The 24,144-nt window shown below is 66.1% G+C and carries 29 protein-coding genes; 10 read left to right on the top strand and 19 right to left on the bottom strand.

The annotated features are described in order from the left end of the window. Positions 1 to 18 precede the first annotated feature (18 nt). Both J0H39_01540 and J0H39_01535 read right to left on the bottom strand, forming a co-directional pair. A complete protein-coding gene (locus J0H39_01540; GenBank protein ID MBN9495410.1) occupies positions 19 to 453 on the bottom strand; it encodes a cytidine deaminase in 435 nt (144 codons plus the stop codon). A 1-nt stretch (position 454) separates the two neighbouring features. Beyond that, complete coding sequence (locus J0H39_01535; protein MBN9495409.1) at positions 455 to 856, bottom strand: metallopeptidase family protein; 402 nt, start codon at positions 854 to 856, stop codon at positions 455 to 457. 54 nt (positions 857 to 910) lie between these two features. Between J0H39_01535 and J0H39_01530 the strand changes: the two genes are divergently transcribed. Both J0H39_01530 and J0H39_01525 read left to right on the top strand, forming a co-directional pair. Beyond that, entirely contained in the window at positions 911 to 1,207 is a 297-nt protein-coding gene (locus tag J0H39_01530; protein MBN9495408.1) for a 4a-hydroxytetrahydrobiopterin dehydratase, read from the top strand. A gap of 101 nt (positions 1,208 to 1,308) precedes the next feature. After that, a complete protein-coding gene (locus J0H39_01525) occupies positions 1,309 to 2,751 on the top strand; it encodes a Do family serine endopeptidase (protein ID MBN9495407.1) in 1,443 nt (480 codons plus the stop codon). Between the two features lie 12 nt (positions 2,752 to 2,763). On the opposite strand, the gene J0H39_01520 is transcribed toward J0H39_01525, so the two are convergent. The 8 genes from J0H39_01520 to gcvA form a co-directional block, all read right to left on the bottom strand. Next, complete coding sequence (locus J0H39_01520; protein MBN9495406.1) at positions 2,764 to 3,342, bottom strand: hypothetical protein; 579 nt, start codon at positions 3,340 to 3,342, stop codon at positions 2,764 to 2,766. Then, positions 3,339 to 4,235 (bottom strand): DMT family transporter, encoded by an 897-nt coding sequence (locus J0H39_01515; GenBank protein MBN9495405.1) that lies wholly within the window; start codon positions 4,233 to 4,235, stop codon positions 3,339 to 3,341. The genes J0H39_01520 and J0H39_01515 overlap by 4 nt, the downstream gene beginning before the upstream one ends. Further along, entirely contained in the window at positions 4,232 to 5,110 is an 879-nt protein-coding gene (locus J0H39_01510) for a DMT family transporter (protein MBN9495404.1), read from the bottom strand. Before J0H39_01510 ends, J0H39_01515 begins: the two co-directional genes overlap by 4 nt. Then, positions 5,107 to 6,006 (bottom strand): DMT family transporter, encoded by a 900-nt coding sequence (locus tag J0H39_01505; GenBank protein ID MBN9495403.1) that lies wholly within the window; start codon positions 6,004 to 6,006, stop codon positions 5,107 to 5,109. Before J0H39_01505 ends, J0H39_01510 begins: the two co-directional genes overlap by 4 nt. Positions 6,007 to 6,229: 223 nt before the next feature. Further along, positions 6,230 to 6,859, bottom strand: coding sequence for a CoA transferase subunit B (locus J0H39_01500; protein ID MBN9495402.1), 630 nt, complete (start codon positions 6,857 to 6,859; stop codon positions 6,230 to 6,232). Between the two features lie 10 nt (positions 6,860 to 6,869). After that, positions 6,870 to 7,571 carry a CoA transferase subunit A gene (locus J0H39_01495; protein ID MBN9495401.1) on the bottom strand — a complete coding sequence of 234 codons (702 nt, stop codon included), beginning with the start codon at positions 7,569 to 7,571 and terminating at the stop codon, positions 6,870 to 6,872. 116 nt (positions 7,572 to 7,687) lie between these two features. Further along, positions 7,688 to 8,617 carry a glycerophosphodiester phosphodiesterase gene (locus tag J0H39_01490; GenBank protein MBN9495400.1) on the bottom strand — a complete coding sequence of 310 codons (930 nt, stop codon included), beginning with the start codon at positions 8,615 to 8,617 and terminating at the stop codon, positions 7,688 to 7,690. Next, a complete protein-coding gene (gene gcvA, locus J0H39_01485; GenBank protein ID MBN9495399.1) occupies positions 8,610 to 9,521 on the bottom strand; it encodes a transcriptional regulator GcvA in 912 nt (303 codons plus the stop codon). Before gcvA ends, J0H39_01490 begins: the two co-directional genes overlap by 8 nt. A gap of 107 nt (positions 9,522 to 9,628) precedes the next feature. Here gcvA and J0H39_01480 point away from each other — a divergent pair, with 107 nt between their 5' ends. Then, on the top strand, positions 9,629 to 9,859 hold the full coding sequence (locus tag J0H39_01480) for a DUF1127 domain-containing protein (GenBank protein ID MBN9495398.1): 231 nt from the start codon (positions 9,629 to 9,631) through the stop codon (positions 9,857 to 9,859). A 10-nt stretch (positions 9,860 to 9,869) separates the two neighbouring features. After that, on the top strand, positions 9,870 to 10,265 hold the full coding sequence (locus J0H39_01475) for a GFA family protein (protein ID MBN9495397.1): 396 nt from the start codon (positions 9,870 to 9,872) through the stop codon (positions 10,263 to 10,265). Here J0H39_01475 and J0H39_01470 read toward each other — a convergent pair. Next, positions 10,262 to 11,239: an NADPH:quinone oxidoreductase family protein gene (locus J0H39_01470; GenBank protein ID MBN9495396.1), complete on the bottom strand. Its 978-nt coding sequence runs from the start codon at positions 11,237 to 11,239 to the stop codon at positions 10,262 to 10,264. The two genes, J0H39_01475 and J0H39_01470, sit on opposite strands and share 4 nt — an antisense overlap. Positions 11,240 to 11,351: 112 nt before the next feature. Between J0H39_01470 and J0H39_01465 the strand changes: the two genes are divergently transcribed. Next, the gene (locus J0H39_01465) at positions 11,352 to 11,627 is read left to right on the top strand and encodes a BrnT family toxin (protein MBN9495395.1); all 276 of its coding nucleotides are present in this window, start codon (positions 11,352 to 11,354) and stop codon (positions 11,625 to 11,627) included. Continuing rightward, positions 11,605 to 11,904 carry a BrnA antitoxin family protein gene (locus tag J0H39_01460; protein MBN9495394.1) on the top strand — a complete coding sequence of 100 codons (300 nt, stop codon included), beginning with the start codon at positions 11,605 to 11,607 and terminating at the stop codon, positions 11,902 to 11,904. The genes J0H39_01465 and J0H39_01460 overlap by 23 nt, the downstream gene beginning before the upstream one ends. A gap of 7 nt (positions 11,905 to 11,911) precedes the next feature. Here the strand turns inward: J0H39_01460 and J0H39_01455 are convergent, their stop codons facing one another. After that, entirely contained in the window at positions 11,912 to 12,916 is a 1,005-nt protein-coding gene (locus J0H39_01455) for an asparaginase (protein ID MBN9495393.1), read from the bottom strand. Between the two features lie 52 nt (positions 12,917 to 12,968). On the opposite strand from J0H39_01455, the gene J0H39_01450 reads away from it, so the two are divergent. Together J0H39_01450 and J0H39_01445 are read left to right on the top strand one after the other, a co-directional pair. Continuing rightward, positions 12,969 to 13,502, top strand: a complete 534-nt coding sequence (locus J0H39_01450; GenBank protein MBN9495392.1) for an RNA methyltransferase — start codon at positions 12,969 to 12,971, stop codon at positions 13,500 to 13,502. Between the two features lie 157 nt (positions 13,503 to 13,659). Beyond that, positions 13,660 to 15,084 carry a PAS domain-containing protein gene (locus tag J0H39_01445; GenBank protein MBN9495391.1) on the top strand — a complete coding sequence of 475 codons (1,425 nt, stop codon included), beginning with the start codon at positions 13,660 to 13,662 and terminating at the stop codon, positions 15,082 to 15,084. Here J0H39_01445 and J0H39_01440 read toward each other — a convergent pair. Further along, complete coding sequence (locus tag J0H39_01440; GenBank protein ID MBN9495390.1) at positions 15,081 to 16,991, bottom strand: PAS domain S-box protein; 1,911 nt, start codon at positions 16,989 to 16,991, stop codon at positions 15,081 to 15,083. The two genes, J0H39_01445 and J0H39_01440, sit on opposite strands and share 4 nt — an antisense overlap. Positions 16,992 to 17,194: 203 nt before the next feature. Between J0H39_01440 and J0H39_01435 the strand changes: the two genes are divergently transcribed. Then, positions 17,195 to 17,734 carry a helix-turn-helix transcriptional regulator gene (locus tag J0H39_01435; protein ID MBN9495389.1) on the top strand — a complete coding sequence of 180 codons (540 nt, stop codon included), beginning with the start codon at positions 17,195 to 17,197 and terminating at the stop codon, positions 17,732 to 17,734. A 9-nt stretch (positions 17,735 to 17,743) separates the two neighbouring features. On the opposite strand, the gene J0H39_01430 is transcribed toward J0H39_01435, so the two are convergent. From J0H39_01430 to J0H39_01410, 5 genes are all read right to left on the bottom strand, one after another. Continuing rightward, positions 17,744 to 18,796, bottom strand: a complete 1,053-nt coding sequence (locus J0H39_01430; protein MBN9495388.1) for a hypothetical protein — start codon at positions 18,794 to 18,796, stop codon at positions 17,744 to 17,746. Positions 18,797 to 18,810: 14 nt separating this feature from the next. Then, complete coding sequence (locus J0H39_01425) at positions 18,811 to 19,311, bottom strand: RNA polymerase sigma factor (protein MBN9495387.1); 501 nt, start codon at positions 19,309 to 19,311, stop codon at positions 18,811 to 18,813. Between the two features lie 151 nt (positions 19,312 to 19,462). After that, positions 19,463 to 19,987 (bottom strand): hypothetical protein, encoded by a 525-nt coding sequence (locus tag J0H39_01420; GenBank protein MBN9495386.1) that lies wholly within the window; start codon positions 19,985 to 19,987, stop codon positions 19,463 to 19,465. Further along, positions 19,984 to 21,435, bottom strand: coding sequence for a DUF853 family protein (locus J0H39_01415; protein ID MBN9495385.1), 1,452 nt, complete (start codon positions 21,433 to 21,435; stop codon positions 19,984 to 19,986). Before J0H39_01415 ends, J0H39_01420 begins: the two co-directional genes overlap by 4 nt. Before the next feature lie 95 nt (positions 21,436 to 21,530). After that, positions 21,531 to 22,007, bottom strand: coding sequence for a GcrA cell cycle regulator (locus J0H39_01410; GenBank protein ID MBN9495384.1), 477 nt, complete (start codon positions 22,005 to 22,007; stop codon positions 21,531 to 21,533). A gap of 229 nt (positions 22,008 to 22,236) precedes the next feature. On the opposite strand from J0H39_01410, the gene J0H39_01405 reads away from it, so the two are divergent. After that, complete coding sequence (locus tag J0H39_01405; protein ID MBN9495383.1) at positions 22,237 to 23,226, top strand: magnesium transporter CorA family protein; 990 nt, start codon at positions 22,237 to 22,239, stop codon at positions 23,224 to 23,226. On the opposite strand, the gene J0H39_01400 is transcribed toward J0H39_01405, so the two are convergent. Further along, entirely contained in the window at positions 23,223 to 24,143 is a 921-nt protein-coding gene (locus tag J0H39_01400; GenBank protein MBN9495382.1) for a hypothetical protein, read from the bottom strand. The genes J0H39_01405 and J0H39_01400 overlap by 4 nt on opposite strands. Position 24,144: the final 1 nt, after the last annotated feature.

Genomic DNA, 24,144 nt, shown 5'->3' with positions numbered 1-24,144 from the left:
GAATTCACTAACTTGCGATCAAGTCCGATCGGCGCGACTCTTTGGCACGGCATATTTTCGCGGCAGAAGCTCGTCGACCGCGACGGCGACGGGCCCCGAGTCGCCCGGAACGACGACCCGGCAATTTTTCGCGAAATCGGCCAACATCTCGCGGCAAATGCCGCAGGGGCTGACGATCCGGATGGTCCTATCGGGCTCGGCCGGGCGGGGATGGCGGACGGAAACAATCGCCTCGATCTCGGTCTCGCCCTCCGCCAACGCGCGGCCCAGCGCCACCGCCTCGGCGCAGACCGACGCGCGCCCGACATAGGTGTCGAGATGCACGCCCGTGTAGACGCGGCCCGCCTTGGTGCGCAAAGCCGCCCCGATATGGTGGCGGTTCTCCTTGTAGAGCTTCGCGATCGCGTCGCGCGCCGACTGGACCAACGCATCGTCCTGGGGATCGAGACTCATGTCAGTCGCCCTGCTTCTCCAGCCAATCCATGTCGTCGTCCGAGAATCCGAAATGATGGCCGATCTCGTGGATCATCGTGTGGCGGATGATGGCGCCAAGCTCCTCGCCCGTCTCGACCCAATAGGCGAGCAGCGGCACGCGATAGAGGAAGATCATGTCGGGCTGCGTGCGCGTGGTGGCCACGCTGTCGCGCAGCAGATCGACGCCGCGATAGAGGCCGAGCAGATCGTAAGGGCTCTCGAGCTCCATCTCGCGCTCGGTTTCTTCGTCGCAGAAATCCTCGACGCGCAGCACCACGTCGCGCACATGCACGGCGAGTTCTTTGGGCAGGCTGGCGCGGGCTTCTTCGGCGAGGCGCTCGATCATCGCAAGGTCGGGGGCATAGAGTTTGGTTTCGCTCATGGGTGCGACGCTATCCCGGCTTGATCTTCGCGCCAACTGCGCGAAGATGCGGCCATGGAGAAACTCGCCGGTCCCGCGCGCGCCCAAGCGCTTGCCGCCTTGCCCGGCTGGGCCGAATTGCCCGGCCGCGACGCGATCGCCAAATCCTTCAAATTCGCCGATTTCAACGCGGCGTTCGGCTTTATGGCGCGCGTCGCGCTCTATGCCGAGACGAAGGACCACCATCCCGAATGGTTCAACGTTTACAACCGCGTCGATATCGTTTTGTCGACCCATGACGCCGGCGGTTTGACCCGTCGCGATATCGAACTTGCCCGCTTCATCGAAGCGGCGGCTGGAAATACGCCGTAACCGATTGTGGCGCGGATTCCCCCGCTTCGCCCCGGGCCCGCCCAGATTCCTCCCCAATCGAAGCCTAGCTCTTGGGTCACACCCCAAGAGGAGTTCGAATCATGCTGACCAAGAAGAATACGATCCGCGCCGGCCTGCTGGGCGCCGTCGCCGCGGCGGCGTTGATGGTCTTCTCGCCGCTGTCGCCGCTGCCCGCACAGACGAATCCCGCGTCGATGCCCGCGCGCGTCGCCACCCAGAACCTTCCCGATTTCGCCGATCTTTCCGCCGCCGTCAGCCCGGCCGTCGTCCAGATCGCCGTCACCGCCACCGAAATCGATCCCGAAGGCGACGTGCCCCCGCAATTCCGCGGCACGCCCTTCGCGCCGTTCTTCAACGGCCAAGGCAAGGCGCAGCCCCATCGCGTGCGCGGCCTGGGCTCGGGCTTCGTGATCGATCCGTCGGGCTACATCGTCACCAATTTCCACGTCGCCGGCCGCGCCGACGAAATCCAAGTCGTATTCGCCGACGGCTCGCGTTTGCCCGCCAAGCGCATCGGCGGCGACGAGCGCACCGATCTCGCTTTGCTGAAGGTCGAAGCGCCCAAGCCGCTCGCGCATGTCCAATTCGGCGATTCCGATCAAGTGCGCGTCGGGCAATGGGTGCTCGCCGTCGGCAATCCGTTCGGCCTGGGCGGTACTGTGACGTCGGGCATCGTTTCGGCGCGCTCGCGCGATATCGGGGCGGGGCCCTATGACGATTTCCTGCAGATCGACGCCGCGATCAACCAGGGCAATTCCGGCGGACCGACCTTCGATCGCGACGGCAACGTGATCGGCGTCAACACGGCGATCTACTCGCCCAATGGCGGCTCGGTGGGCCTGGGCTTCGCCATTCCGGCGAATGTCGTGAAGAAGGTCGTCGCCGAATTGCGCGAACATGGCCGTATCGATCGCGCGTGGATGGGCGTGTCGACCCAAGGTGTCGATTCCGCCCTTGCGGCCGCGCTGAAACTGCCTGCCGCCAAGGGGGCGTTGATCGGCGGGGTCGAGCCCAACGGGCCGGCGGCGCGGGCGGGTCTGCGGCGCGGCGACGTGATCCTGTCGCTGGATGGCACCGCGATCAACGATCCGCGCGATCTGGCCCGCAAGGTCGGCGATCGCCGGGCCAAGGACGAAGCCAATATCGAATATTGGCGCGACGGGCGGCGCGCGGAGATCCGCGTGACGCTGGCAAGCCTGCCCGATCAGAAACCGGAAGCGGCGGTGGTCGGCCAGAATGATCGCGGCAACGCAGCCGCCGGCGTGGGCTTGCGCCTGGCGCAAGGCCCGCGCGGCGAGGTCGTGGTGGTCGATATGCTGGAAGGCAGCCCGGCGGAGAAGGCCGGCTTGGCGCGCGGCGACCGTCTGGTCGAGATCGATCGCAAGAAGGTGACGAAGGCCGAGGATGTCGCCGCCGCCTTGCGCACGGCGCGCGCCGAACATCGCGAGGCGGTCGCGATCTTCGTCGAGCGCGACGGCACGCCGCTTTATCTGGCGTTGCCCGTCCCCACGGCCCGTGGCTAAGCGGGGGCGCGGCTAACGCGCCGAAGGATGCACGGCGGGGCGATAGCCTTTGGCGATCGCCTCGACCGTGCCTTCGGGCGTGATGACTTCAACGGGCCCGTCGGGTTTCTCGGCGGGCCCGTAACCGTCATGGGACCAGCGAAACGCGCGGCTATGCCATTTCAGGAACGCCTCGCCGTTCAGCTCGTACATCGCGCCGTCGGGCAGATTGGCGAATTCGTCGGGATAAGGCCGGCCACGCTGCGAGGCGAGATTGCGGTCGAGCCATTCGGCGTTGGCGGGCTTGCCGGGGAACAGCTTCAGAAACGCGTCGTAGTTCTTGCGCCGGCATTCGGCGCAAGGCCGATGCCCGGCGGCCAGCGCTGTCGCCTCGTCGAGGAAGAACAGTTCGGTATAGGCGCCGGGCCGCATCAGCACGCGCTTGCGGCCTTTGAAGTTCAGCGAACAGACGAGCCAGCGCTTCTCGCGCGTTTCCTCGACTTCGAGATTCTTGTACTCGCCGTGCAGGCAGCCGCGATTGCCCATGAACATCCCGCGCGCGGGATTGGCTTCGATGGTCGAGAATGGTGTCACACGGTTGCGAAGGGTCATGGCGGCGGCGATCTTCGGGCACCTTGGCGCGCGATGTAAAGCGTGCTGGCGGCGATGATCAGCGCACCGGCGACCGTCGGCAGCGTCAGCGCCTCGCCGAACAGGATCATGCCGATGCTCGCCGAATAGATCAGCCTTGTGTAGTCGACCGAATCGACCGCCGTCGCGTCGGCGATGCGGAAGGCGCGCACAATGCAATATTGGCCGAGCGAGCCCAGCACGCCCAAGGCCAGCACCGCCGGCCACAAAGCGGGCTCGGGCCAGCGCCACACCGCGATGGCCGGGCCCGCCGCCAGCAACGTGGTGAAGGCCGCAAACCAGAAGATGATGACTTGCGGGCGTTCGGTTTCGGCCAGACGTTTCATGAACACGCTGACGAAGGCGACGAAGAATCCGGCGAGCAGCGGATAGATCGCGGCGGGGTCGAAGACGCCGGCCCCGGGGCGCAACATCACCAGCACGCCGGCGAACCCGCAGCCCATGGCGAGCCAGCGCCGCCAATTGATCGATTCGCCCAGCAGCATCACCGCGAGCGGCACCAGGAACAGCCCGCGCACATAGCCCAGCGCCACGGCCTCGGCCAGCGGCAGATGCACCAGCGCGTAGAAGCCGAAGATCATCGACGAATAGCCCAGAATCGCGCGCAGGAAATGCCCGCCCAAACGCCGCGTGTTGAACAGCGCGCGGCCATAGGCGACGAAGAGCGGCATCAGCGTGAGCAACGCCACCAGACTGCGGAAGAACGCGATCTGGAACGGATGCAGCGACGCGCCGATCAACTTAACCATCACCTCCATCGTGCCGAAGGCGATGGCGGCGGCCAGCGCCCACATGGCGCCGCGCGTGCCGTTGGGCAGCGCATGCGCCCAAGTCGAGAGTCCGCCGCCGATCATGGCGCGGCACCGCGCGGCGTCCGGCGCGCGGCCTCGTGATAGGTGAGGTAGAGCGTGGCGACGCTGATGATGGCGATGCCGATCGATGACCAGCCGTCCGGAATTTCGCCGAACAGCGCGTAGCCCAGCGCCACGACGAAGAACAGGCGCATATAGTCGAACGGCACGACGGCCGAGGCGTCGGCGACGCGCATCGCGCGCAGCGTGCAGTATTGCAGCGCCAGCGTCAGCGACGCGATCGCGGCGAGCAACGCGAACTCGCGCAAATCCGGCGTCGACCACGTCCACAGGGCGGGGCCCAGACACAGCAGGCACGACACGAACGCGAAATAGATCAGGATCGTCGTGTTGCGTTCCGTGCCTTGCAGCTTCTTCACCAGGATGATGACGTCGGCCGCGCAGAACGCGCCGAGCAGCGCCACCAGATGCGCGAGTTCGAGCTGGGCCGAGCCCGGCCGCACGATGAACAAGACGCCCGCGAAACCCAGCACGGTCGCGAGCCAGCGCGGCACGCCGACGCGCTCGCCCAGGAAGAATCCCGCGAGCAGCACGCCGAACAACGGCTTGGTGAAGGCGATGGCGGTGGCGTCGGCCAGCGGCAGATGCACCATCGAATAGACCATGCCGATCAACCCGCCGGCCCCCGCAAGGCCGCGCGCCAGATGCATGAAGGGCCGCGCCGTTTTCAGAAGGCCGGGTCCGCCGCGCAGGACGACGGGCGCCAGGAACACGAGGCCGAACGCCGCGTTGAAGAACGCGATGACGAACGGGTCGAGGCGCAGGCCGACATGTTTGACGATCGCCGCCTGGACCGAGAAGGCCGCTCCCGCCGCGATCATCCACAAGGCGCCGCGCGCGGAGGGAGCGAGGATCATTCGCCGGCTTTCGCCGGGTCAGGGCGTTTGGCGACGGTGCCGGTTTCGCTGGCCGTGGCCGCGGGCGGCGTCAGCCGCGCCAGGCTGGCCTCGCGCCGCGCGATATAGACGGTGGAAGCGACGATGATGCCGCCGCCCACCCAAGTCCACGGATCGGGAATTTCGGCGAAGGCGAAATAAGCGATGAGCGCGACCATCGGCAGGCGCGCGAAATCGAAGGGCAGCACGTAGGACGCTTCGCATACCGCCAGCGCCCGGGTGAAAGTCTGGTGGCCGATCGTGCCGCACAGGCCCAGCAGCGCCACCATCAGCCACGCTTCCAGCGACGGCCATTGCCAGACGAACAGCGCCGGAAGCAGAGACACGGGCGTCAGGTAGATCGTCATGTAGATGACGATGACGTTGGGCGCGTCGGTCTTGGTCAGCTGCTTGACCGTGATCGCGTTCCAGCCGCCCAGCGCCGCCGAAACCAGCACCAGAATATGCGCCAATTCCACCGCTTGAAATCCCGGCCGGATGACGATCATCGCGCCGAGGAATCCGACGATCGTCGCCGTCCAGCGCCGCGCGCGCACGATCTCGCCCAGCAGCAGCGCGGCGGCGGCCGTCGCGAACAAGGGCGAGGTGAAGGACAACGCCGTCGCCTCCGACACCGGCAGGATCGCGAGCGAGGTGAACCAGCACAGCATCGAGATGTAGCCGACGATGGTCCGCGACAAATACAATTTGTGGCTGGCCGAGGCGAGGGCGGAGATCCCGGCATGGGCGAGCCAGGGCAGCATGAAAACCAAGCTGCCGACGACGCGCAGAAACGAGATCTGGAACGGGTGGAGTTCGAAACTCAGGGCGCGGATGAGGACGTTCATGCCCGCGAAGGCACCGGCCGCGATCGTCATTAAAATGGCGCCTTGCAACGGCCCCGGGAGCGCCCTCAACCGGGCGCGCGCCAACCCCCACATTTTCCGCGTTTCCTTTCCGGCATACACAGTAACCGGGCGGATACCGGACGGCCAGCGAAGCCCGCGCAACGCGGCTCTGCCGATGCCACGGGGCTCGCGGTAAAAGGTGCCGAGGGCGCGGGGCGTGACCCCGCGCCCGGAAAATCAGGCGACCCCCGACTCAGGCGACCAATGTCGCTTCGGTCGCCTTGCGGAATTCCTGTTCGCTGACGCCGTCCGCCAGTTCGACGAGCTTGAGCCCGCCCGGCACCACATCCATCACGCCGAGATTGGTGATGACGCGGTTGACCACGCCCTTGCCGGTCAAGGGCAGCGTGCACTTCTTCAGGACCTTCGATTCGCCCGCCTTGTTCGTGTGGTCCATGACGACGACGACGCGCCCCACGCCGGCCACGAGATCCATGGCGCCGCCCATGCCCTTCACGAGCTTGCCTGGGATCATCCAGTTGGCGAGATCGCCGCCTTCCGAAACTTCCATGGCGCCGAGGATGGCCATGGCGATCTTGCCGCCGCGGATCATCGCGAAGCTGGTCGCGGAGTCGAAGAACGAGGTCTGCGGCAATTCGGTGATCGTCTGCTTGCCGGCGTTGATAAGGTCGGGGTCTTCCTCGCCCTCGAACGGGAAGGGGCCCATGCCGAGCATGCCGTTTTCCGATTGCAGCGTGACGTTCACGCCCTCGGGGATGTAGTTGGACACCAGCGTCGGAATGCCGATGCCGAGATTGACGTACCAGCCGTCCTGCAGGTCTTTCGCGGCGCGCGCCGCCATCTGGTCGCGGTTCCAGGCCATGATCGTCTCCTCAGCTTGCGCGCTTGCGGGTGGTGCGCTGCTCGATGCGCTTCTCGTGCTTGCCCTGGATCAGGCGATGCACGTAGACGCCGGGCAGGTGGATGCTGTCGGGATCGAGCGAGCCCAGCGGCACGATCTCCTCGACCTCCACCACGCAGGTCTTGCCGCACATCGCGGCGGGCGGATTGAAGTTGCGCGCGGCCTTGCGGAACACGAGATTGCCCGAGGGATCGGCCTTCCACGCCTTGACGATCGCGAGATCGGCGACGATGCCGCGCTCCAGGATATACGTCTTGCCGTCGAAATCCTTGTGCTCCTTGCCCTCGGCGATGACGGTGCCCACGCCCGTGCGCGTGTAGAAGCCGGGAATGCCCGCGCCGCCCGCGCGCATGCGCTCGGCCAGCGTGCCTTGGGGGTTGAACTCGATCTCGAGCTCGCCCGCGAGATATTGGCGCATGAATTCCGCGTTCTCGCCCACATAGGACGAGATCATCTTCTTGACCTGGCGCGTGGCGAGCAGGATGCCCAGCCCGAACCCGTCGACGCCCGCGTTGTTGGACGCCACCGTCAGATTCTTGGGGCCCGCTTCCTTGATCTCGGCGATCAGCAACTCGGGAATGCCGCAAAGGCCGAAACCGCCCGCGGCGATCAGCATGCCGTCGAACAGAAGGCCGTCGAGCGCCTCTTTCGCGTTCTTGTAGACTTTCTTCATAGCTCCTCCCGATGCGGGCCTTGCGCAGCCGGTGGCGAGTACAACAAGACTGGCGGGCGGAATCAAGGGCGGTAAGGCCTTGGCGCGCTTTATCGTGTTCGTCCGGCGCGAATTGACTAACGCACCGCGATTCCGCGCGCGTCGAGCAACGCTTTCGCGCGATCGGGATAATCGGTGATCAGCCCGTCGATCTTCATGTCGATCAATCGCGCCATCTCGGCCGGGTCGTTGACCGTCCAGGGAATCACCGTAAGCCCCAGCGCCTTCGCCTCCGCGACGATCTCGGGTGTTATGTCGCGCCAGAACGGCGACCAGATGGTCCCGCCCGCCGCTTTCACCACGCGCGGCGTCGAATTGCCGTGTTGTGCGGCGTCGATTCCGGTCCAGGGCGAAGCGCCCTTGCCCTTGAACACCGTTTCGTTGGCGCCGCGCTCGGTCGTCAGATAGGCGCGCGCGATTTCCGGCGCTTCGCGTGCGGCGACGGCAAGCGTGCGCCAATCGAAACTTTGGATCGTCGCACGCGACGTCAAGTCCAAGCGCCGTATCTCGGCGATCAACGTGCGGGCAAACGCTTCGGGATCGAGCGTGTCGTCCGGCACCAAGGGTGAAATCTTGGTTTCGATATTGAAGCGCCCCGGAAAGGCCGCCACCTCCGCCAAGGTCGGCATCGTCGTGCCCGGCATGGCGGCTTGCGAAGAAAACTGCTTGGCGTAATCCGTGCCGGGCTTGATCGTACCGACGTCGAAGCGTTTCAATTCGGCCAAGGTGAGGTCGCGCGCGCGCGGGCCGGGTGCCGCGATCCAATCACCGTTTGCGCCGCGCGTGATATCGGGATTCAAGCGCCGGTCATGCGCGACGATCACGACGCCGTCTTTGGTGATGCCCGTGTCGAGTTCCAGCGTCGCGACGCCGATTTCCGCCGCGCGCGCGAAAGCGGGCAGGGTGTTTTCCGGCGCCAAGCCGCGCGCCCCGCGATGGCCCTGTAAATCGAACGCATGAACGGGCAAAGCGAGCGCCGCGAGCGCGGCGACCAGAACCTTACGCATGCTCGATCTTCCTTTCGCGAAGGCTGCGCGTTTCTTCGACCAGCCATTGGCGGAAGGCAAGCATGTTTGGCCGATCCGCGTCGCGCTTGGGGCAGACGAGCCAATAGGATTTGCCCGCCGGCACGACCAGCTTCAGCGGCTGGACGAGGCGCCCGGATTTAAGCTCGCTTTCGAACAGGAAGGGCGCCCCCAGCGCCACGCCCAAACCTTCCATCGCCGCTTCGACGGCCAAGCGCGTCGAATCGAACACGGTCGTGCGCTGGCGCGGTGCTTTGGGATCGAGCCCCGCCGCGACCAGCCAGACCGCCCAATCGTCCCAGAAATTCTGGTCGTCGAGCAGTTTGAAATTCATCACATCGGCCGGCTTTTTGATTTTGCGCGCGAGTGCCGGCGCGCAAAGCGGCGTGAGCGCATCGGGGAACAGCAGATCGGCGTGCAGGCTGGGATAGGGGCCGCGCCCGTAGCGGATCGCCGCGTCGAACGGCTCGCGGTCGAAATCGATCACGCGGCTATTCGTTTCCAGCTTCAAATCGATCGCCGGATGACGCGACGAAAAATGACCCAGCCGCGGCACGAGATAGGCGAGCGCGAAAGTGTAGAGCAGCGACACGCGCAGCGTGCCATGCGCCTCGCGCTCCTGCACGCGCTGCACGGCGCGGGTCATGCGCTCGAACGCTTCGCCCAGCTCCGGGGCCAGCGACGATCCGGCATCGGTCAACGCCAAGGCGCGCGTCAAGCGCCGGAACAATTTGGTGCCGAGCGAATCTTCCAGCGTCTTCACTTGATGGCTGACCGCCGCTTGCGTGACGCCCAGTTCTTCCGCCGCTTTGGTGAAGGACAGATGCCGCGCCGCCGCTTCGAAGGCGCGCAAGCTGCCCAAGGGCGGCAGGCGATTCAAGCTCATGCACAAATCCTGCTTATGCGTTGCGCGAGAAAGGATCGTTTGTGACCCCAATATAATAAGCACAATATCCCATCATCGTCGATGCGACGAATGAGGGAGATTGAGTCATGTCGAGCCTGGCGCTGGAAAATCGGATGGAACTCGGGGCCGCTTGGATGCAGGCGGGCCGCGCGGTGAAGATCGCCCTTGCGGCGAGCGTCACCGCTCTGCTGATCTGGCAGGAACGCGCGCGCCAGCGCGCGCGGCTGTCGGAACTGGACGAGCGGGTGTTGAAGGATATGGGCATGACGCGCGGCGACGCGATGCGCGAATCGCACAAGGCGCCGTGGCGTCCATGAGGGGGCGCCCATGAAGGGCGAATTCCACGGCGGCTGCCGCTGCGGTGCGGTTACGTTCACCGCGCGCGCGGCCGCCTTGGGCGCCAATCACTGCCATTGCCGCTCGTGCCGGAAAATGTCCGGCGCGCTGGCGATGACTTGGGCGACGTTCCCGGCCGACGCGGTTTCCGTTGCCGGCGAAACCAAAGACGATGCGTCGTCGGCCGATGTGCGCTGGACGCGCTGCGCGTCTTGCGGGTCGCTGCTGTTTTGGCGGCGGCTGGGCCGCGACACGATCGATATCGCCTTCGGCGCGATCGACGATCCCGGCGATCTGGTCCCGTCCAATCACATTTGGACGTCGCACCGCGTCGCGCGTTTCACGCTCGATCCGGAACTGCCGGAATTTCCCGAGCGCGGCGCTTAGTCGATTTCGATCGCGATTTTGCCTTTGGCCTGGCGCTGCGACAGCCGCGCCAAGGCCTCACCCGCTTGCGCCAGCTTGAAGCGCTCGGACACCAGCGGCTTCAACGCACCGCGCTCCCACATGCTCAACAGCGCGTCGATCGAGGCCGCCAAGCGTTCGGGATTGCGCTTGCGATAGGCGCCCCAGAACAAGCCGATCGCGGCGATGTTCTTGATCAGCAGAATATTCGCCGGGATCTGGGGTACACGGCCCGAAGCGAAGCCGACCACGACATGCCGCCCTTCCCAGGCGAGGCAGCGCAACGCCAAATCGGCGATATCGCCGCCGACGGGATCGAAGACGACGTTCACGCCTTCGCCGCCGGTGAATTTCTTCACCGCCTCGCGCAGATCGTCCTTGGTGTAGTCGACCGTCGCGTCCGCGCCATGGGCTTGCGCCAGCGCGCAACGCTCCAGCCCGCGCGCGGCCGCGATGATGCGCGCCCCCATCGCGCGGCCCACTTCGACGGCGGCGAGACCTGCACCCCCCGCGGCGCCCAGCACCAGCAGCGTTTCGGCGCGTTTCAGCCCGGCGCGCCAATCGAGCCCCGCATGCGCCGTGCCGTAAACGATGGGGAAAGTCGCGGCGGTGGCGTCGTCCATCGATCCCGGGATCGGCGCGCAATCGGCGGCACGTGCGATCGCATATTCGGCGAAGGCGCCGTGCTCGACCGTGGCGAGCACGCGCTGATGGACGCTGAAGCCCTTCACGCCTTGGCCCAACGCGTCGATCGTGCCGGCAAGTTCCATGCCCGGCACGAAGGGGAACGCGGGCTTGGCCTGATAGGTCCCGCGCACCATCAGCGTATCGGCGAAATTGACGCCCGCCGCTTTCACGCGGATGCGGATCTCGCCCGGTTTGGGCTCGGGCGTGGCGATCTCGCCCAAGACGAGTTCCGGCGGATCGGCGAATCGCGAACAGAGGACGGCGCGCATGGCGCCAGCTTAGCGGCTTCGATGCCGTTCGCGACGCCGAATCGAATCAATCAAATCGTATATACGATTTAATTGACGGCGCGCGGCGATGCGTGGTTTGCTGTGTGTCGCCGTGAAGTTCGAATTCGATCCTGACAAAAGTGCACGCAACGCCGTTTTGCGTGGTTTGCCTTTCGATCGGGCGATCGAATTCGATTTTGAAACCGCGTCGATCGCGATCGACCGGCGCAAGGAATATGGCGAGACGCGCTATGTGGCGCTCGGCTATCTCGATGGTCGGCTGCATGTGTTGTGTTTCGTCGTCACCGATCGGGGTTTGCGCGTGATCTCGCTGCGCAAAGCCAATGCCAAGGAGGCGCGCCGCCATGAAAAACCGCTCCGCCGCTAAACCCGCCAAGCCGTTGACGCGTGAAGATGGCGAAGTGCGCGAGATCAAGTCGGGCGATCGCGCCGCGTTCCGGCCGGCGCGCGAAGTCTTGCTGCCGGAATTCTTCGCGGGCGTGCGCGCGGAGCGGGCCCGGCGCGCGCGCGGCAAACAAAAAGCGCCGGTGAAGGCGCCCGTCAGCATCCGGCTTGATGCCGATGTCGTCGCGCATTTCCGCGAAGGCGGGCGCGGCTGGCAAAGCCGCGTCAACGCGATCTTGCGCAAGGCCGCGCGGATTTAGCGGCCGCTCACCAATTCGGGGCGGGGCGGATATTGCCGACGGTCAGGCCCGCGTAGTTCTTCAGCACGGGATTGATCAGCGCGTCGATTTCGGCGCGTGGGCTGTCGGGGAAGCCGCCATGCTTGTCGAGCAGGCGGGCCATCGCGACTTCCGCCGCGCGACCGGCCCCGTCCGCGACCTTCAACGCGATGCCGATTCCCTTGGCCGGAATCGCGGCCATATAGACACCCTCGGCGCCGGTCTTCAGCACCGCATGGCCGCGCGCCGCGATCAAGGCGCGCGTGCAGAAGCGCCCGGTACCCGCCAGCATGAATGGGTTGGCGACGATCGCCGCCGCCATGCGCTTGCACGCGGCGGCGCGCGATGCGTCGAACACGCCGTCCGGTTTGCCGAGCCGCGCAATGCCGACGGCCAGCGCCGAAACCGGCACGGCGATCTGGGGCAGCGAACAACCGTCGATGCCGCGGGGCTGACCGTCGAGCTTCACCGATAAAAAGTCTTCGTAGGTTTTCTCGATCCGCTTTTGCAGCGGATGGGCGGGATCGGTATAGCCGCGCGTCGGCAAATCCAGATGGCGGCACACGGTCAGCATGCCGGTATGCTTGCCCGAACAATTGTTATGCGCGCGGCCCGGCGGCGTGCTCGTGCGGATCATCGCTTCGGCCGTGGCGCCATGCGTGGGCATATGCGGCCCGCATTCGAGGGCGCTTTCGTCGAGCCCGATCTTCGCGAGCCAATCGAGCACGGCGGTCGTGTGCATCGGCTCGCCGCCATGGCTGGCGGCCGACAAAGCGATGCGTGCTTCGGGCACGGCAAAGGCGTCGGCAGCTCCGGATTCGAGCAGGCCCAGCGATTGAATCGGCTTGATCGCCGAGCGCGGGAAGACCGGCGCCGCCACGTCGCCATGCGATTCGACGATGCGGCCGTCGGCGGTCGCGATCGCGACGGCGACGCTGTGGCGGGATTCGACGGCGGAGCCGCGCGTCACTTCGACGATCAGGGGTGCGTTCATGATGAAGCCAACCTTGCCCCGGCGCGCGCGGCGAGGCAAGTTGCGCCCCATCATGAAGGGCTATTTCGGAATCGGGGTGGAGGGCATCTCCAAACCCATGAATCTCGGGGCGCTGACGCGCACCGCGCACGCGTTCGGCGCGTCGTTCGTGTTCACGGTCGCGTCCGTGTTCGACCGCCGCGTCGCCAACCAGGCCGATACGTCGGACGCCGCCGACAGCGTGCCGATCTACGATTGGCCCACGCTCGACGATCTGCGCTTGCCGATTGGCTGCACGTTGGTCGGCATCGAATTGACGCCGGACGCGATCGAACTGCCGAGCTTCCGCCATCCGCGCGCGGCGGCCTATATCCTGGGGCCGGAGCGCGGCTCGCTGTCGCCCGAAGCGACGAAGCTGTGCGAATACGTGATCAAGATCCCGACCAAGTTCTGCGTCAACGTGGCGCTCGCCGGCGGGCTCGTGATGTACGACCGCGTGCTCAGCATGGGCAAATATCCGCCGCGCCCCGTGGCGGCCGGCGGTCCGCCCGAAGCGGCCCTCGATCCGCATAATTTCGGGCCGCCCCGGCTGCGTTCGAAACGTTAGCCGCTACCCGGCTGCAAAAACCGCAAGAATTTCGGTCTATGCGCGGGATCGGACAACTCCCGTATGGCGTCGCGCGCTGTTAGACTCGGGAGCCCGCAATTTTGCCGGACGGGAGCCGCACTGCGTGAACGGCGGAAGCCAGCCTCACGATCGAGCGATGAAAGCGCAGCTGCTTGAGCATGCGCTCGAGATCTCGGGTGCCGCGACCTGGGAATGGGACATCGCGGCCGATTCGATGCGCTACTCGCCCAATCTGCCGCGCGTTTGGGGACTCGACCCGGAAGAATTCGCGCGCGCCGGGTTCCTCGCCTTGTCGCGCCGCCTGCATCCCGACGACCGCCGCGCCTATCTTTCCGCGCATCGCGATCTGCGCGAAGGCCGGCGCATGGACATCGTCTATCGCGGGCGCAACGACCGCGGCGTCTATCGCTGGTATCGCGAGGTCGGGCAAACCGAGGCCGAAAACCTGCGCGTCGGCACCGTCGTCGATGTGACCGCACTTAAATCGGCGGAGGCCAATCTCGCTTTGGCGCTCGACGTCGCCGAACTCGGCTGGTGGTCGGTCGACCTTGAGGCGCGCACGCATATCTGGTCGCCGCGCGCGCGCGCGATCTGGGGCGTGTCGCTCGATGCGCCCGCGCGCTATCGCACGTGGCGCGAACGCGTTTATCCGGCCGATCGCGACACGCTGATCGATCTCGTCGCGTTTCCGGGCACGCGCGGCAGCCATGTCTATCGCGTCGTGCGCGACGACGGCACGCTGCGCCATGTGCGCGAGGAATTCCGCATCGAGCGCGACGCGATGGGCCTGGCGACGCGCCTGTTCGCGACCGTGCAGGACATGACCGAGGTCGAGCGCGCGCGTTTGGCGGCGGAGGCGGCGAACCGCGCCAAATCCGATTTCCTCGCGATGATCAGCCACGAATTGCGCACGCCGCTCAACGGCGTCGTCGGCACGCTGGATTTGATCGAGGATTCGCCGCTCGATCCCCAACAGCAGCGCTGGGCGCAGATCGCGCGCGGCTCGGCCGAATCGCTGATCGCCATCGTCGACGATCTGCTCGATCTCGCGAAGCTCGACGCGGGCAAGCTGGGCTTGAGCCAAGCGGGCTTCGATCCGTGCGTAACGCTCGCCGCCGCCGTCGAAAGCCAGCGCGCGCGCGCGCAAGCGCGCGGGCTGACGCTGGAATTCGATCGCGGCGAAGATATGCCCGTGCGCGTCGCGGGCGATAGCGGACGTTTGCGCCAGATCGTGGTCAATCTGATCGGCAACGCGATCAAATTCACCGATCGCGGCGGCGTGTCGGTGACGCTGACGGGTGCCCGCGAAGCCGACGGGTTTTGGCGGTTGACCGTCGCGGTCGCCGATACCGGCATCGGCATGGACGACGCCACGCTCAAGCAGCTGTTCTCGCCGTTCTTCCAAGCCGATGCGTCGAGCACGCGCAAACGCGGCGGCACGGGGCTGGGGCTTGCGATCTGCAAGCGTTTGACCGAGGCGATGGGCGGCGGCATTTCCGCCGAAAGCGCGCCGGGCGTGGGCTCGGTCTTCCGCTTCTGGGTGCGCGTGCCGGAAATCTAAGTCGGCGGGCGCATCGCTTCCTTCGCCTTGGCGGCGAGCTGGTCGAGGCTGAACGGCTTCGGCAGGAAATGCACGTTCTCGAAGCCTTCGAGATTCTGGCGGAATTGTTCCTCGGCATAGCCCGAGATGCAGACGATCTTCATTTCGGGAAATAGTTTGCGCGCTTCGCGGATCAGCGTCGTGCCGTCCATCTGCGGCATGACGACGTCGGTGATCATCAGATCGATCTCCACGCCCATCTCGCGCACGATATCCAGCGCCGCGTCGCCGGTCTTCGCCTCGACGACCTTGTAGCCTTTGTTGCGCAAGGCGCGTGCACCAAACAGGCGCACCGCATCCTCGTCCTCGACCAGCAGCACGGTGCCCGCACCCGTTAGGTCGCGGCGGCGGGCTTGCACGGCGCTATCCGCCTCGCCGGGCGCCGGGCCGACGAATCGCGGCAGCAGCAGCGTGAAGGTCGAGCCCTTGCCGACGGTCGAATCGACCAGCACGAAGCCGCCGGTCTGGCGCACGATGCCGTAGACGGTGGAAAGGCCCAATCCCGTGCCCGAACCCACGGCCTTGGTCGAGAAGAACGGCTCGAAAATGCGGCTCAGAATATCGGCGGCGATGCCGGTCCCGGTATCCTCCACGTCGATGCGCACATAGTCGCCGGCGGGAATCTCCTCGTCGCCGTGGCGCTCGGGCGCCAAGCGCGCCGCGTTCGACGTGCGGATCGTCAAGACGCCGCCCTTGCCCATCGCGTCGCGCGCGTTGACCGCCAAATTGATGATGACCTGTTCGAGCTGACCTTGGTCGACGCGCAGCAGCCACGGGTCGCGCGCGTGCACGACCTTCAATTCGATCGCCGCACCGATCAGCCGGCGCAGCAGATGCGAAAGTTCGGTCAATACCTCGGTAACGTCCAGGACCTTGGGTTGCAATGTTTGTTGGCGCGAGAAGGCCAAAAGCTGGCGCACGAGGTTCGCCGCGCGGTTCGCATTTTGGCGAATTTGCATGATGTCGGCGAAGGACGAATCGCCCGGTTGGTGGCGCAGCAAAAGCAGGTCGCAGAAGCCGATCATCGCGGTCAGAAGATTGTTGAAATCATGCGCCACGCCGCCGGCGAGCTGACCGACCGCCTGCATCTTCTGCGACTGGGCGAATTGCGTTTCCAGCCGCTTCTGTTCGGTCATATCCAGAAGATGGACGATGATCGCACCGTCCGGGCCCGCCGTTTCGTCGAGCGGCCGGGCGAAGATCGCGACGTCGATTTCCTTGCCCGCGCGGGTGGCGAGGCGCAGCACGATCCGGTCCGGCGCGTCGCGTCCGGCGGAATTCGCGGCGAGGGTGCGGATGCGGTCGATCAGATTGTTGCGGTCCTCGGCGGCGACGAATTCGCCGAGGCTGCGCCCGATCGCGTCTTCGCGTTCGACGCCCGCAAGGCGACGGAACGACGCATTCGTTTCGGTCAGGCGGCCATGAGAATCGATCAAGGCGATACCCACGGGCGCATTGTCGAAGAAGCGCCGGAACGTGCGTTCCCCGCGCTGCAACGCCGCCGCCATCTCGCGCTCGCGGCCCGCATCGCGCACGACGCCCCGCAAAATATCGCGTTCGCGCGTCAATTCGATCGATACCAGGACCGGCGGGCCGGACAATCGGCGCAACCTTGTTTCGCCCGACAGCCGTTCCGGCTCCGCGAACACGGCGCCGGGTCCGCCATTCGCCGGCGGATCGTCGAGAATATCCGCCAATCGCAATCCACCGAGGATTTCGACGCGCGGACGGCCGAGCATCTCCGCGAATCGCGCGTTCGCGTAGGTGAATTTTCCGTCGGCGACCGTTTCGAACAAACCCACCGGTGCGGCATCCAGGAATGCGCGCCAGTCGCCGCCGCTTCTCTTACCGAATCCGAAAATTTTCATGGCGGTTGCAGTTTAGCGCGGTGTTTCCCGGATCGCGAGGCAACTCGCGATACGTATGGAAACAATCTATTTCTGTTGCCGGGCGGTGCGGCACGGTACTACATTGGTGTGACCCGAATTCATCGTGTCGTTAACGTTAAATCGACAACCTTAAACTTTACGGCGCCCATCGTCGGGCCCACGATCTACAGGAGAAATTCGTTATGGCCCGTGCTTCCCGAAACGCCGCCGCGCGTACCGCCGAAAAGCCGCTGCGTCTGCGCGGCCGCCGCGGCCGCGCGTCGCCGGGGCCGAATCCGATCGACATCCATGTCGGCAAGCGTCTGCGCGAACGGCGCACGCTGCTGGGCATGAGCCAGCAGGAACTCGGCCGTTTGATCGGCATCACGTTCCAGCAATTGCAGAAGAACGAGCGCGGCACGAATCGCCTGTCGGCGTCGCGTATTTTCGAATGCGCGCGCGTGCTCGACGTGCCGGTGAGCTACTTCTTCGAGGAAATGCCGTCGGACGTGTCGAGCTTCGGGCGCAAGCATCTGCAGGGCGTGGCCGAAGGCCCGACGCCGATCTACGGCCTCGACCCGATGGCCAAGCGCGAAACGATCGAGTTGGTGCGCGCGTATTACGACATCACCGATCGCAAGCTGCGCCAGCAGATGGTCAATACGATGCGCGCTTTGGCGCGCACGGACGAAACCAGCGCCATCCACGCGCGTCCGCGCCGTGGCCGTCCGCCGAAGCGCTAAAAAGCGTTTTTAGATCGCCGCGAGTTCGTTGCCCGCCTGGTCGGCCAAGGCCTTCAACCGGGCGGGCTCGACGCGGCCCGCGAAGGCGTAGCCATAGCCGTTGCGGTGCCAGTGAATGAGATTCACGTCGCCGCGCTGGTCGGTACGCGCTTCGCGATCCTTGCTGCGCGAGAACGAGATCGACAGCGTGACCAGTTCGCCCGCCGCGTTGGAATAGAGAAGCTGCGCGCCGGGCCGGCCGCCGATCACGACCATGCGCCCGCCTTGCAGCTCGAAGCCCTGCGGCGCCAGATCGGGAATCGCGAGATTGCGGTTGAGATTGGCGCCGAAACGCTTGGCGAGCTGGGGCACGTCTTCGGCGGTGAAATCGACCAGCAAGCGGCCTTCGCGTTCCTTGGTGCCGGCGTAGAGATCGTAATTGCCCGCGACATTGTCGAGCCAGCGATCGGTGTCGGCCGAGACGAGCTGCAAACCCGTCGGCGGCTGGATCCGGCCGGTGACGAGACCGCCGGCGCCCAGCATCGCGACCACCAGGATCGACGCCGCCACCGCCCAGCCCAACGCGCCGCGCGACACGCGCGCCCCGGATTCCTTGCGCGGCGCGAAGGCGACGACGTTGGAGACCGGTGCTGCTTCGCGCACGGCGGCGATCAGGCGATCGGGGACGGGTTCGTTCAGCACGCCGGCATAAGCACCGCGCGCCATTTCGCCGGCGCGGCGGAAGGCGGCCGCACGCGCGGCAAGTTTGGGACTCTTCGCGACCGCGGCGGCCACGCGCGAAGACGACGCGGCATCGAGCTCCCCGTCGCACCACGCGACCAGGGTTTCGTCGTCGATCTTGGGGGCCGCCATCACCGCGTCGAGCAAACGCTGCGGGACGGGTTCGTGCAGCACTTCGTTCATGGCGCCGCGCGCGAGCGACGCGGAAGCGCGCATCGCGCGCACGAATTCCGCGAGCTCGGGATTGGCGCCGAGTTCGGCTTCGACACGCGCCGTCTCCGCCGCGTCGGTCATCCCGTCGGCGTAGCGCATGGCCAATTCGGCGTCGAAGTCGCGGCTCATCCTTCTTCGTCCCTCTATTCGGCGGGTGAAGCGAGGCTTTCCCCGCTTTCGCCCAGCCGTTTGACGAGCCCGGCGCGCGCGCGCGCCAGACGGCTCATCACCGTGCCGATCGGAATATCCAGCGCGGCCGCCGCTTCCTTGTAGCTTTGGCCTTCGACGCACACGAGCACGAGCACGGCGCGCTGGTCTTCCGGTAGCGTCGCCATCGCCGCGCGCACGGCCTCGTAGGTCATATGCGCCTCGAGCCCGCGCCCGCCGTCGAAGGCGAGTTCGTCTTCGGCCATCTCGGCGTCGATCCGGCCTTCGCCGGTGCGAACCTTGACGGCGCGCCGCTCGTCCAGCCAGATCGTCTGGACGATACGGAACATCCAGCTGTCCAACCGGGTTCCCGGCTGCCACTGGTCGATGCGGGTCAGCGCGCGTTCGCACGCCGCCTGCACCAGATCGTCCGCCTGATCGGGCACGCCGGCCAGACCGCGCGCGAAGCGCCGCAAGCGCGGCAGCAACGCGACCATCTCCTCGCGCACCTGGCGCAGCGTGTCCTCGTTCACGACGGACACAGGGATAACGATGGGGAACGGGGCTTATTCGCCGGCGTCACGATGGTGGCTGTCCTCTGTGACATTGCGGCAACATAATGGCAGAAGCCGCCGGATTTCCAAAGGCTTATTGGGCGGACTCGGGGGCCTGCGCCGGCTGGAAAGCGTCGGGAATTTCGGTCGGGCCTTCGGCTTCGTTGTCGCCGCGCCAGCCGACGACTTGGAATTTTCCGCCCTCGATCGGCGCCAAATAGACCTGCCAATCGGCCCAGTCTTCGGCCGAACAATCCGCCGTTTCGGGCGCGCAGCGGCGCACTTGCGCCTCGACCAGCGTGTTGCCCGCCTTGAACCAGGCGAAATGTTGCAGATCTTCGGTCACGTCGCGCTCGCGAATGATCGACGCGCGATCGAACAGAAATTCGACCGCGACCGGCGTATCGAACAATCGCGGCGGCTCGGCCAATCCCACGACGGCGCAAATCTCCGGCATGCGCCGCACGGCGCAGGCGAAGAAGGTCGCGGTCGCGCATTGCGGCGTGTCGGCCTTGCCGATGCAGGCGACATTCGCCGTGTCGGGCGTGATGCGCGACGACGTTTGCGCGTTCGCCACGCCGAATCCCAACAGCAGAAAGACCGCGACCAGAATTCTCATTTGAGGATCGACCCCAGAATGCCGCGCACGATGCGCGTGCCGATCTGCCGGCCGATCGACGACGCGACCGAGCGTGCGACGGACGTCGCGACTTGTTCGCCGAAGGATTTGGGCTGCGCGCGGCCACGGGGTGCCGGGCGCGTCGTGCCGCCGAAAATCGCATCGGCGATGCCGCTGCCTTTCTTGGGCTTGGCGGCTTGCAGTTTCTCGTAGGCGCTCTCGCGATCGACGGCTTCGTCGTAGACGCCGTAGAGCGGCGAGTTGTTGATCAGGCCCAAACGCTCCCCGGCATCGACCGGGCCCAATCGCGTGCGCGGCGGCACAATGCGCGCGCGCTCCACGGGCACGGGCGTGCCCTTCGCGTCGAGGAAGGAGACGAGCGCTTCGCCGACGGCGAGTTCGAGAATCGCCGCTTCGGTATTGAGCCCCGGCCGTGCACGGAAGGTCTGTGCTGCCGCCTTCACCGCCTTCTGATCGCGCGGCGTGAAGGCGCGCAGCGCGTGCTGCACGCGATTGCCGAGCTGGCCCAGCACCGCGTCGGGAATGTCGAGCGGGTTTTGCGTCACGAAATAGACGCCCACACCCTTCGAGCGGATCAAGCGCACGACCTGCTCGACCTTTTCCACCAACGCTTTGGGCGCGTCGGTGAACAGCAGATGCGCTTCGTCGAAGAAGAAGACGAGCTTGGGCTTCGCCACGTCGCCCGCTTCGGGCAAGCGTTCGAATAATTCCGACAGCAGCCACAGCAGGAACGTCGCGTAGAGCTTGGGCCGTTGATACAGCACTTCGGCCGCCAGCACCGAGACGATGCCGCGCCCGTCGGGCAGCACGCCCATCAAATGTTGAAGGTCGAGCTCGGGCTCGCCGAAGAATTTGTCCGCCCCTTGGGCTTCCAGCGCCAGCAGCCCGCGCTGAATGGCGCCGACCGAGGCCGACGCGACATTGCCGTAACGCTCGCGATATTCGGCGGCGTTCTCCGCCACATGCGTCAGCAGCGCGCGCAGATCTTTAAGATCGAGCAGCAGCAGGCCTTCGTCGTCCGCGACATTGAACACGAGCTGCAGCACGCCCGCTTGCGTGTCGTTGAGTTCCAGCAGGCGAGCCAGAAGCAAAGGCCCCATTTCGGAAATCGTCGCGCGCAGCGGATGGCCGTTTTCGCCGAACACGTCCCAGAACAGCACGGGCGGCGCGGCGAAATCGAAATCGGGCACGCCGAGTTCGGCGGCGCGCGCGCGGAATTTGGGGTTCTCGGCGCCTTGCTTGGCGAGGCCCGACAAATCGCCTTTCACGTCGGCGACGAAGACCGGCACGCCTTGCGCGCTCAGACCTTCGGCCATCGCGCGCAACGTCACGGTCTTGCCCGTCCCCGTGGCGCCCGCGATCAAACCGTGGCGGTTGGCGAATTCCAGACGCAGCAGATGCGTTTCGCCGCCTTTGGCGATCGCGATTCCGTTCTCGAGCCCTTCGGACACGTCCCCTCCGACGCGAAACGGGGCGCCCCGAAGGACGCCCCGTTCAAATCAATCCGAACTTCGATCGGATATCAAGCGGCAACGGTGCGCGGCTTCACCTTCACATAGGCGATCGACGCGTGCGCCGTGCAATAGGGTTTGCCGTCTTCGGCCTTCTCGCCGCAGAAATGGAATTCCGCGTCGCCGGGATCGCCGATCGGCCAGCGGCAGGTCGACGAGTTCAGCGCCATCATCGGCAGGCGCTTGGCGGAAGGCTGGTTGGCCAAAGCGCGCAGCGCCTGGGCCGAGGTCGGGGCTTGCGCCGCCGGGGCGGGGCGGGGCGCCGCGATACGCGGTGCGGATGGACGGACCGTCGCCGTCTGGCGGAAGACCTGCGGGCGCGGGCCCGTGCGCTTGATCGGCGAGGGGCGCGCGGGCAGGTGCAGGCGATGCGCCTTGCCGACCACCGCGTTCTTGGAGATGCCCAAGCGCTTGCCGATTTCGGCCGTCGTCAGGCCTTCGCCCCACAGACGGGTCAACTCCGAAATCTGTTCGGGAGTCCAATCCATCGCGCCATCCCCTTGGTTTCACTAAGGTTTTTCGGGGCATCTAGAGTTTGTGGATAACTCCATATCCCCTACAACATATTGTGAAGCACCATGGGTATGACCGTCAAGCACCTCCCCACAATAGGTTGTGGGTAAGTCCGAATTTCGAGAAAACTTCCCGTTACCGCGCGCGCGGTTGATCCGGTCACCGTCTCTGTGGCACGAGGCGCCTCAGAGAAGTGGAATCCGCATGATCGTCGCTTTCGTCGCTGTCGGCATGGGTTTGGAGCGCCGCGAGATCGCCCCGGGCGACAGCTTGCCCGACGGCGCCGTCTGGATCGATCTGTTCCAGCCCACGCCGGACGAGCGCGCGCGCGTCGACGCCGCCTATGGCTTGGCGCTGCCCACGCACGAGGAAATGCGCGAGATCGAACCGTCGGCGCGCTACTACGTCGAGAACGGCGCCATTTTCATGACCGTCACCGTGCTGGCGCGCGCCGACGAGAAGCAGCCGGTCGCCGACGCCTTCACCTTCGTGCTGGCCAAGCAGTCGCTGGTCACGTTGCGCTACAACGATCCGCGGCCGTTGCACCTGTTCGCGCAGAAACTGGTGCGTGCGGGCGGCCATCCGTCGGGCGGCGACGTGCTGCTCGGCCTCATCGAAGCTTTCGTCGACCGCTTGGCCGACGTGCTGGAGCGGATCGGTCTGGATCTCGACGCGATCAGCCGCGCGATCTTCCACGACGCGACCAAGCCCGCGCGCCAGGTGGAGCAGGAGCGCGATCTGCAGCAAGTGTTGCGCGATCTGGGCCGGCTCGACGATCTGTGCTCCACCGCGCGCGAAAGCATGCTGGGCTTGCAACGCCTGTCGAGTTTCCTGACGACGGCGCTGGAAGCCGACGGCAAGAAACAAGCGCGCGAGTTCAAGCAGCGTTTGAAGTCGATGGCGCGCGACGTGGTGTCGCTGATGGAACACGCCGATTACGACGCGCGCAAAGTCAATTTCCTGCTCGACGCCACGCTCGGCCAGATCAACATCGAACAGAACCGCATCATCAAGCTGTTCTCGGTCGTGTCGGTGGTGTTGATGCCGCCCACGCTGGTCGGCACGATCTACGGCATGAATTTCGCGAACATGCCGGAACTGAGCTGGGATTTCGGCTATCCCGTGGCGCTTGTGGCGATGCTCGCCTCCGCCATTCTGCCCTATCTCTATTTCAAGCGGCGCGGCTGGTTCTAATCCAAACGCGCCACGCGCTTGGCGATCCAACCCGAAGCGCCCGCCGATGGGACGGCGACCAGCAGCCAGTCGGCCGCATTCTCCACCACGATCGCCTGATGCACGCCGGCGCGTAACGCCCCCAGCACCGAACATTCGGTCGACGCACAACGGCGCAGATTGATGTTGCCCGTCCCTTGAACGGTCAAGCGGCGCGGCTCGGGTGCTGCGGTCGGCGCCCGGCGCAACGGGGCGGCGGGCCCGCGCAATGCCGGCGCCGTGCCGCCGGAAGCGAGCGTCAATTCGCGGGCGCCATCGAGCGGGACCGCGAAGGGGAACGGGCCCATGGGTGCGAGGATCTCGAGCTTCGCATCGGCGCAGCGCGGCACATGCGCGATCGCCACGCGCGCGCGCCAGCCCGATCGGCCGAGATTGGGATGGATGCCGCGCGCGATATCCGGGCGCTGCCCGTCGACGGCGGGGGTCGCGATCACGCGCCCGCAAATCGCGATCGCGACGAAAGCGGTGCGGGCCCCCAGATCGTTGTCGCCCGCCCAGCCCGAAATCTCGATCACGTCGCCATCGTTCAAGGCACGCGACGGCAGCGGCTCCTCCGTCGTCAGCATCACGCTTTCGATCTTGCCCGCTGCCCCGCGCGCGCGCTGCCACGTGTCGAGCGCATAACCCGGCGGCAGGCTATCGACCGATAGCGGGCCGCTTTGTGCCGGTGGCGGCGCGGGCGTTGCCGCGACCGGTGCTGGCGCGGGTGCAGGCGCCGCCGTTTGCGGTGCCGCCGCTTGCGGTGCGGGGACGGGTGCCGGCGCCGGCGATGCGCTTGGCGGCGGCGGTGCGGGTGCGAAGGTCACGAACAGACTCGCCCCGCCGGCCGCGACCAAGATCGCGCCCGCCAGGACAAGCCAGATCGTGCCGCCGCGCATG

Source organism: Alphaproteobacteria bacterium (assembly GCA_017308135.1).
Lineage (GTDB): Bacteria > Pseudomonadota > Alphaproteobacteria > CACIAM-22H2 > CACIAM-22H2 > Tagaea.
This window is presented reverse-complemented; position numbering and strand designations above follow the sequence as displayed.

Bases quoted from the DNA above. Each gene is read 5' to 3' on its own strand.
- J0H39_01540 (MBN9495410.1), bottom strand. From the start codon at position 453: ATGAGTCTCGATCCCCAGGACGATGCGTTGGTCCAGTCGGCGCGCGAC.
- J0H39_01515 (MBN9495405.1), bottom strand. From the start codon at position 4,235: ATGATCGGCGGCGGACTCTCGACTTGGGCGCATGCGCTGCCCAACGGC.
- J0H39_01475 (MBN9495397.1), top strand. From the start codon at position 9,870: ATGAAGGGCGAATTCCACGGCGGCTGCCGCTGCGGTGCGGTTACGTTC.
- J0H39_01400 (MBN9495382.1), bottom strand. From the start codon at position 24,143: ATGCGCGGCGGCACGATCTGGCTTGTCCTGGCGGGCGCGATCTTGGTC.
- J0H39_01440 (MBN9495390.1), bottom strand. From the start codon at position 16,991: ATGAAAATTTTCGGATTCGGTAAGAGAAGCGGCGGCGACTGGCGCGCA.
- J0H39_01410 (MBN9495384.1), bottom strand. From the start codon at position 22,007: ATGGATTGGACTCCCGAACAGATTTCGGAGTTGACCCGTCTGTGGGGC.
- J0H39_01425 (MBN9495387.1), bottom strand. From the start codon at position 19,311: ATGGTCGCGTTGCTGCCGCGCTTGCGGCGCTTCGCGCGCGGTCTGGCC.
- J0H39_01455 (MBN9495393.1), bottom strand. From the start codon at position 12,916: ATGAACGCACCCCTGATCGTCGAAGTGACGCGCGGCTCCGCCGTCGAA.
- J0H39_01480 (MBN9495398.1), top strand. From the start codon at position 9,629: ATGTCGAGCCTGGCGCTGGAAAATCGGATGGAACTCGGGGCCGCTTGG.
- J0H39_01495 (MBN9495401.1), bottom strand. From the start codon at position 7,571: ATGAAGAAAGTCTACAAGAACGCGAAAGAGGCGCTCGACGGCCTTCTG.
- J0H39_01435 (MBN9495389.1), top strand. From the start codon at position 17,195: ATGGCCCGTGCTTCCCGAAACGCCGCCGCGCGTACCGCCGAAAAGCCG.
- J0H39_01460 (MBN9495394.1), top strand. From the start codon at position 11,605: ATGAAAAACCGCTCCGCCGCTAAACCCGCCAAGCCGTTGACGCGTGAA.
- J0H39_01525 (MBN9495407.1), top strand. From the start codon at position 1,309: ATGCTGACCAAGAAGAATACGATCCGCGCCGGCCTGCTGGGCGCCGTC.
- J0H39_01430 (MBN9495388.1), bottom strand. From the start codon at position 18,796: ATGAGCCGCGACTTCGACGCCGAATTGGCCATGCGCTACGCCGACGGG.
- J0H39_01510 (MBN9495404.1), bottom strand. From the start codon at position 5,110: ATGATCCTCGCTCCCTCCGCGCGCGGCGCCTTGTGGATGATCGCGGCG.
- J0H39_01470 (MBN9495396.1), bottom strand. From the start codon at position 11,239: ATGCGCGCCGTCCTCTGTTCGCGATTCGCCGATCCGCCGGAACTCGTC.
- J0H39_01520 (MBN9495406.1), bottom strand. From the start codon at position 3,342: ATGACCCTTCGCAACCGTGTGACACCATTCTCGACCATCGAAGCCAAT.
- J0H39_01445 (MBN9495391.1), top strand. From the start codon at position 13,660: ATGAAAGCGCAGCTGCTTGAGCATGCGCTCGAGATCTCGGGTGCCGCG.
- J0H39_01535 (MBN9495409.1), bottom strand. From the start codon at position 856: ATGAGCGAAACCAAACTCTATGCCCCCGACCTTGCGATGATCGAGCGC.
- J0H39_01450 (MBN9495392.1), top strand. From the start codon at position 12,969: ATGAAGGGCTATTTCGGAATCGGGGTGGAGGGCATCTCCAAACCCATG.
- J0H39_01505 (MBN9495403.1), bottom strand. From the start codon at position 6,006: ATGACGATCGCGGCCGGTGCCTTCGCGGGCATGAACGTCCTCATCCGC.
- J0H39_01530 (MBN9495408.1), top strand. From the start codon at position 911: ATGGAGAAACTCGCCGGTCCCGCGCGCGCCCAAGCGCTTGCCGCCTTG.
- J0H39_01405 (MBN9495383.1), top strand. From the start codon at position 22,237: ATGATCGTCGCTTTCGTCGCTGTCGGCATGGGTTTGGAGCGCCGCGAG.
- J0H39_01490 (MBN9495400.1), bottom strand. From the start codon at position 8,617: ATGCGTAAGGTTCTGGTCGCCGCGCTCGCGGCGCTCGCTTTGCCCGTT.
- J0H39_01500 (MBN9495402.1), bottom strand. From the start codon at position 6,859: ATGGCCTGGAACCGCGACCAGATGGCGGCGCGCGCCGCGAAAGACCTG.
- gcvA (MBN9495399.1), bottom strand. From the start codon at position 9,521: ATGAGCTTGAATCGCCTGCCGCCCTTGGGCAGCTTGCGCGCCTTCGAA.
- J0H39_01420 (MBN9495386.1), bottom strand. From the start codon at position 19,987: ATGAGAATTCTGGTCGCGGTCTTTCTGCTGTTGGGATTCGGCGTGGCG.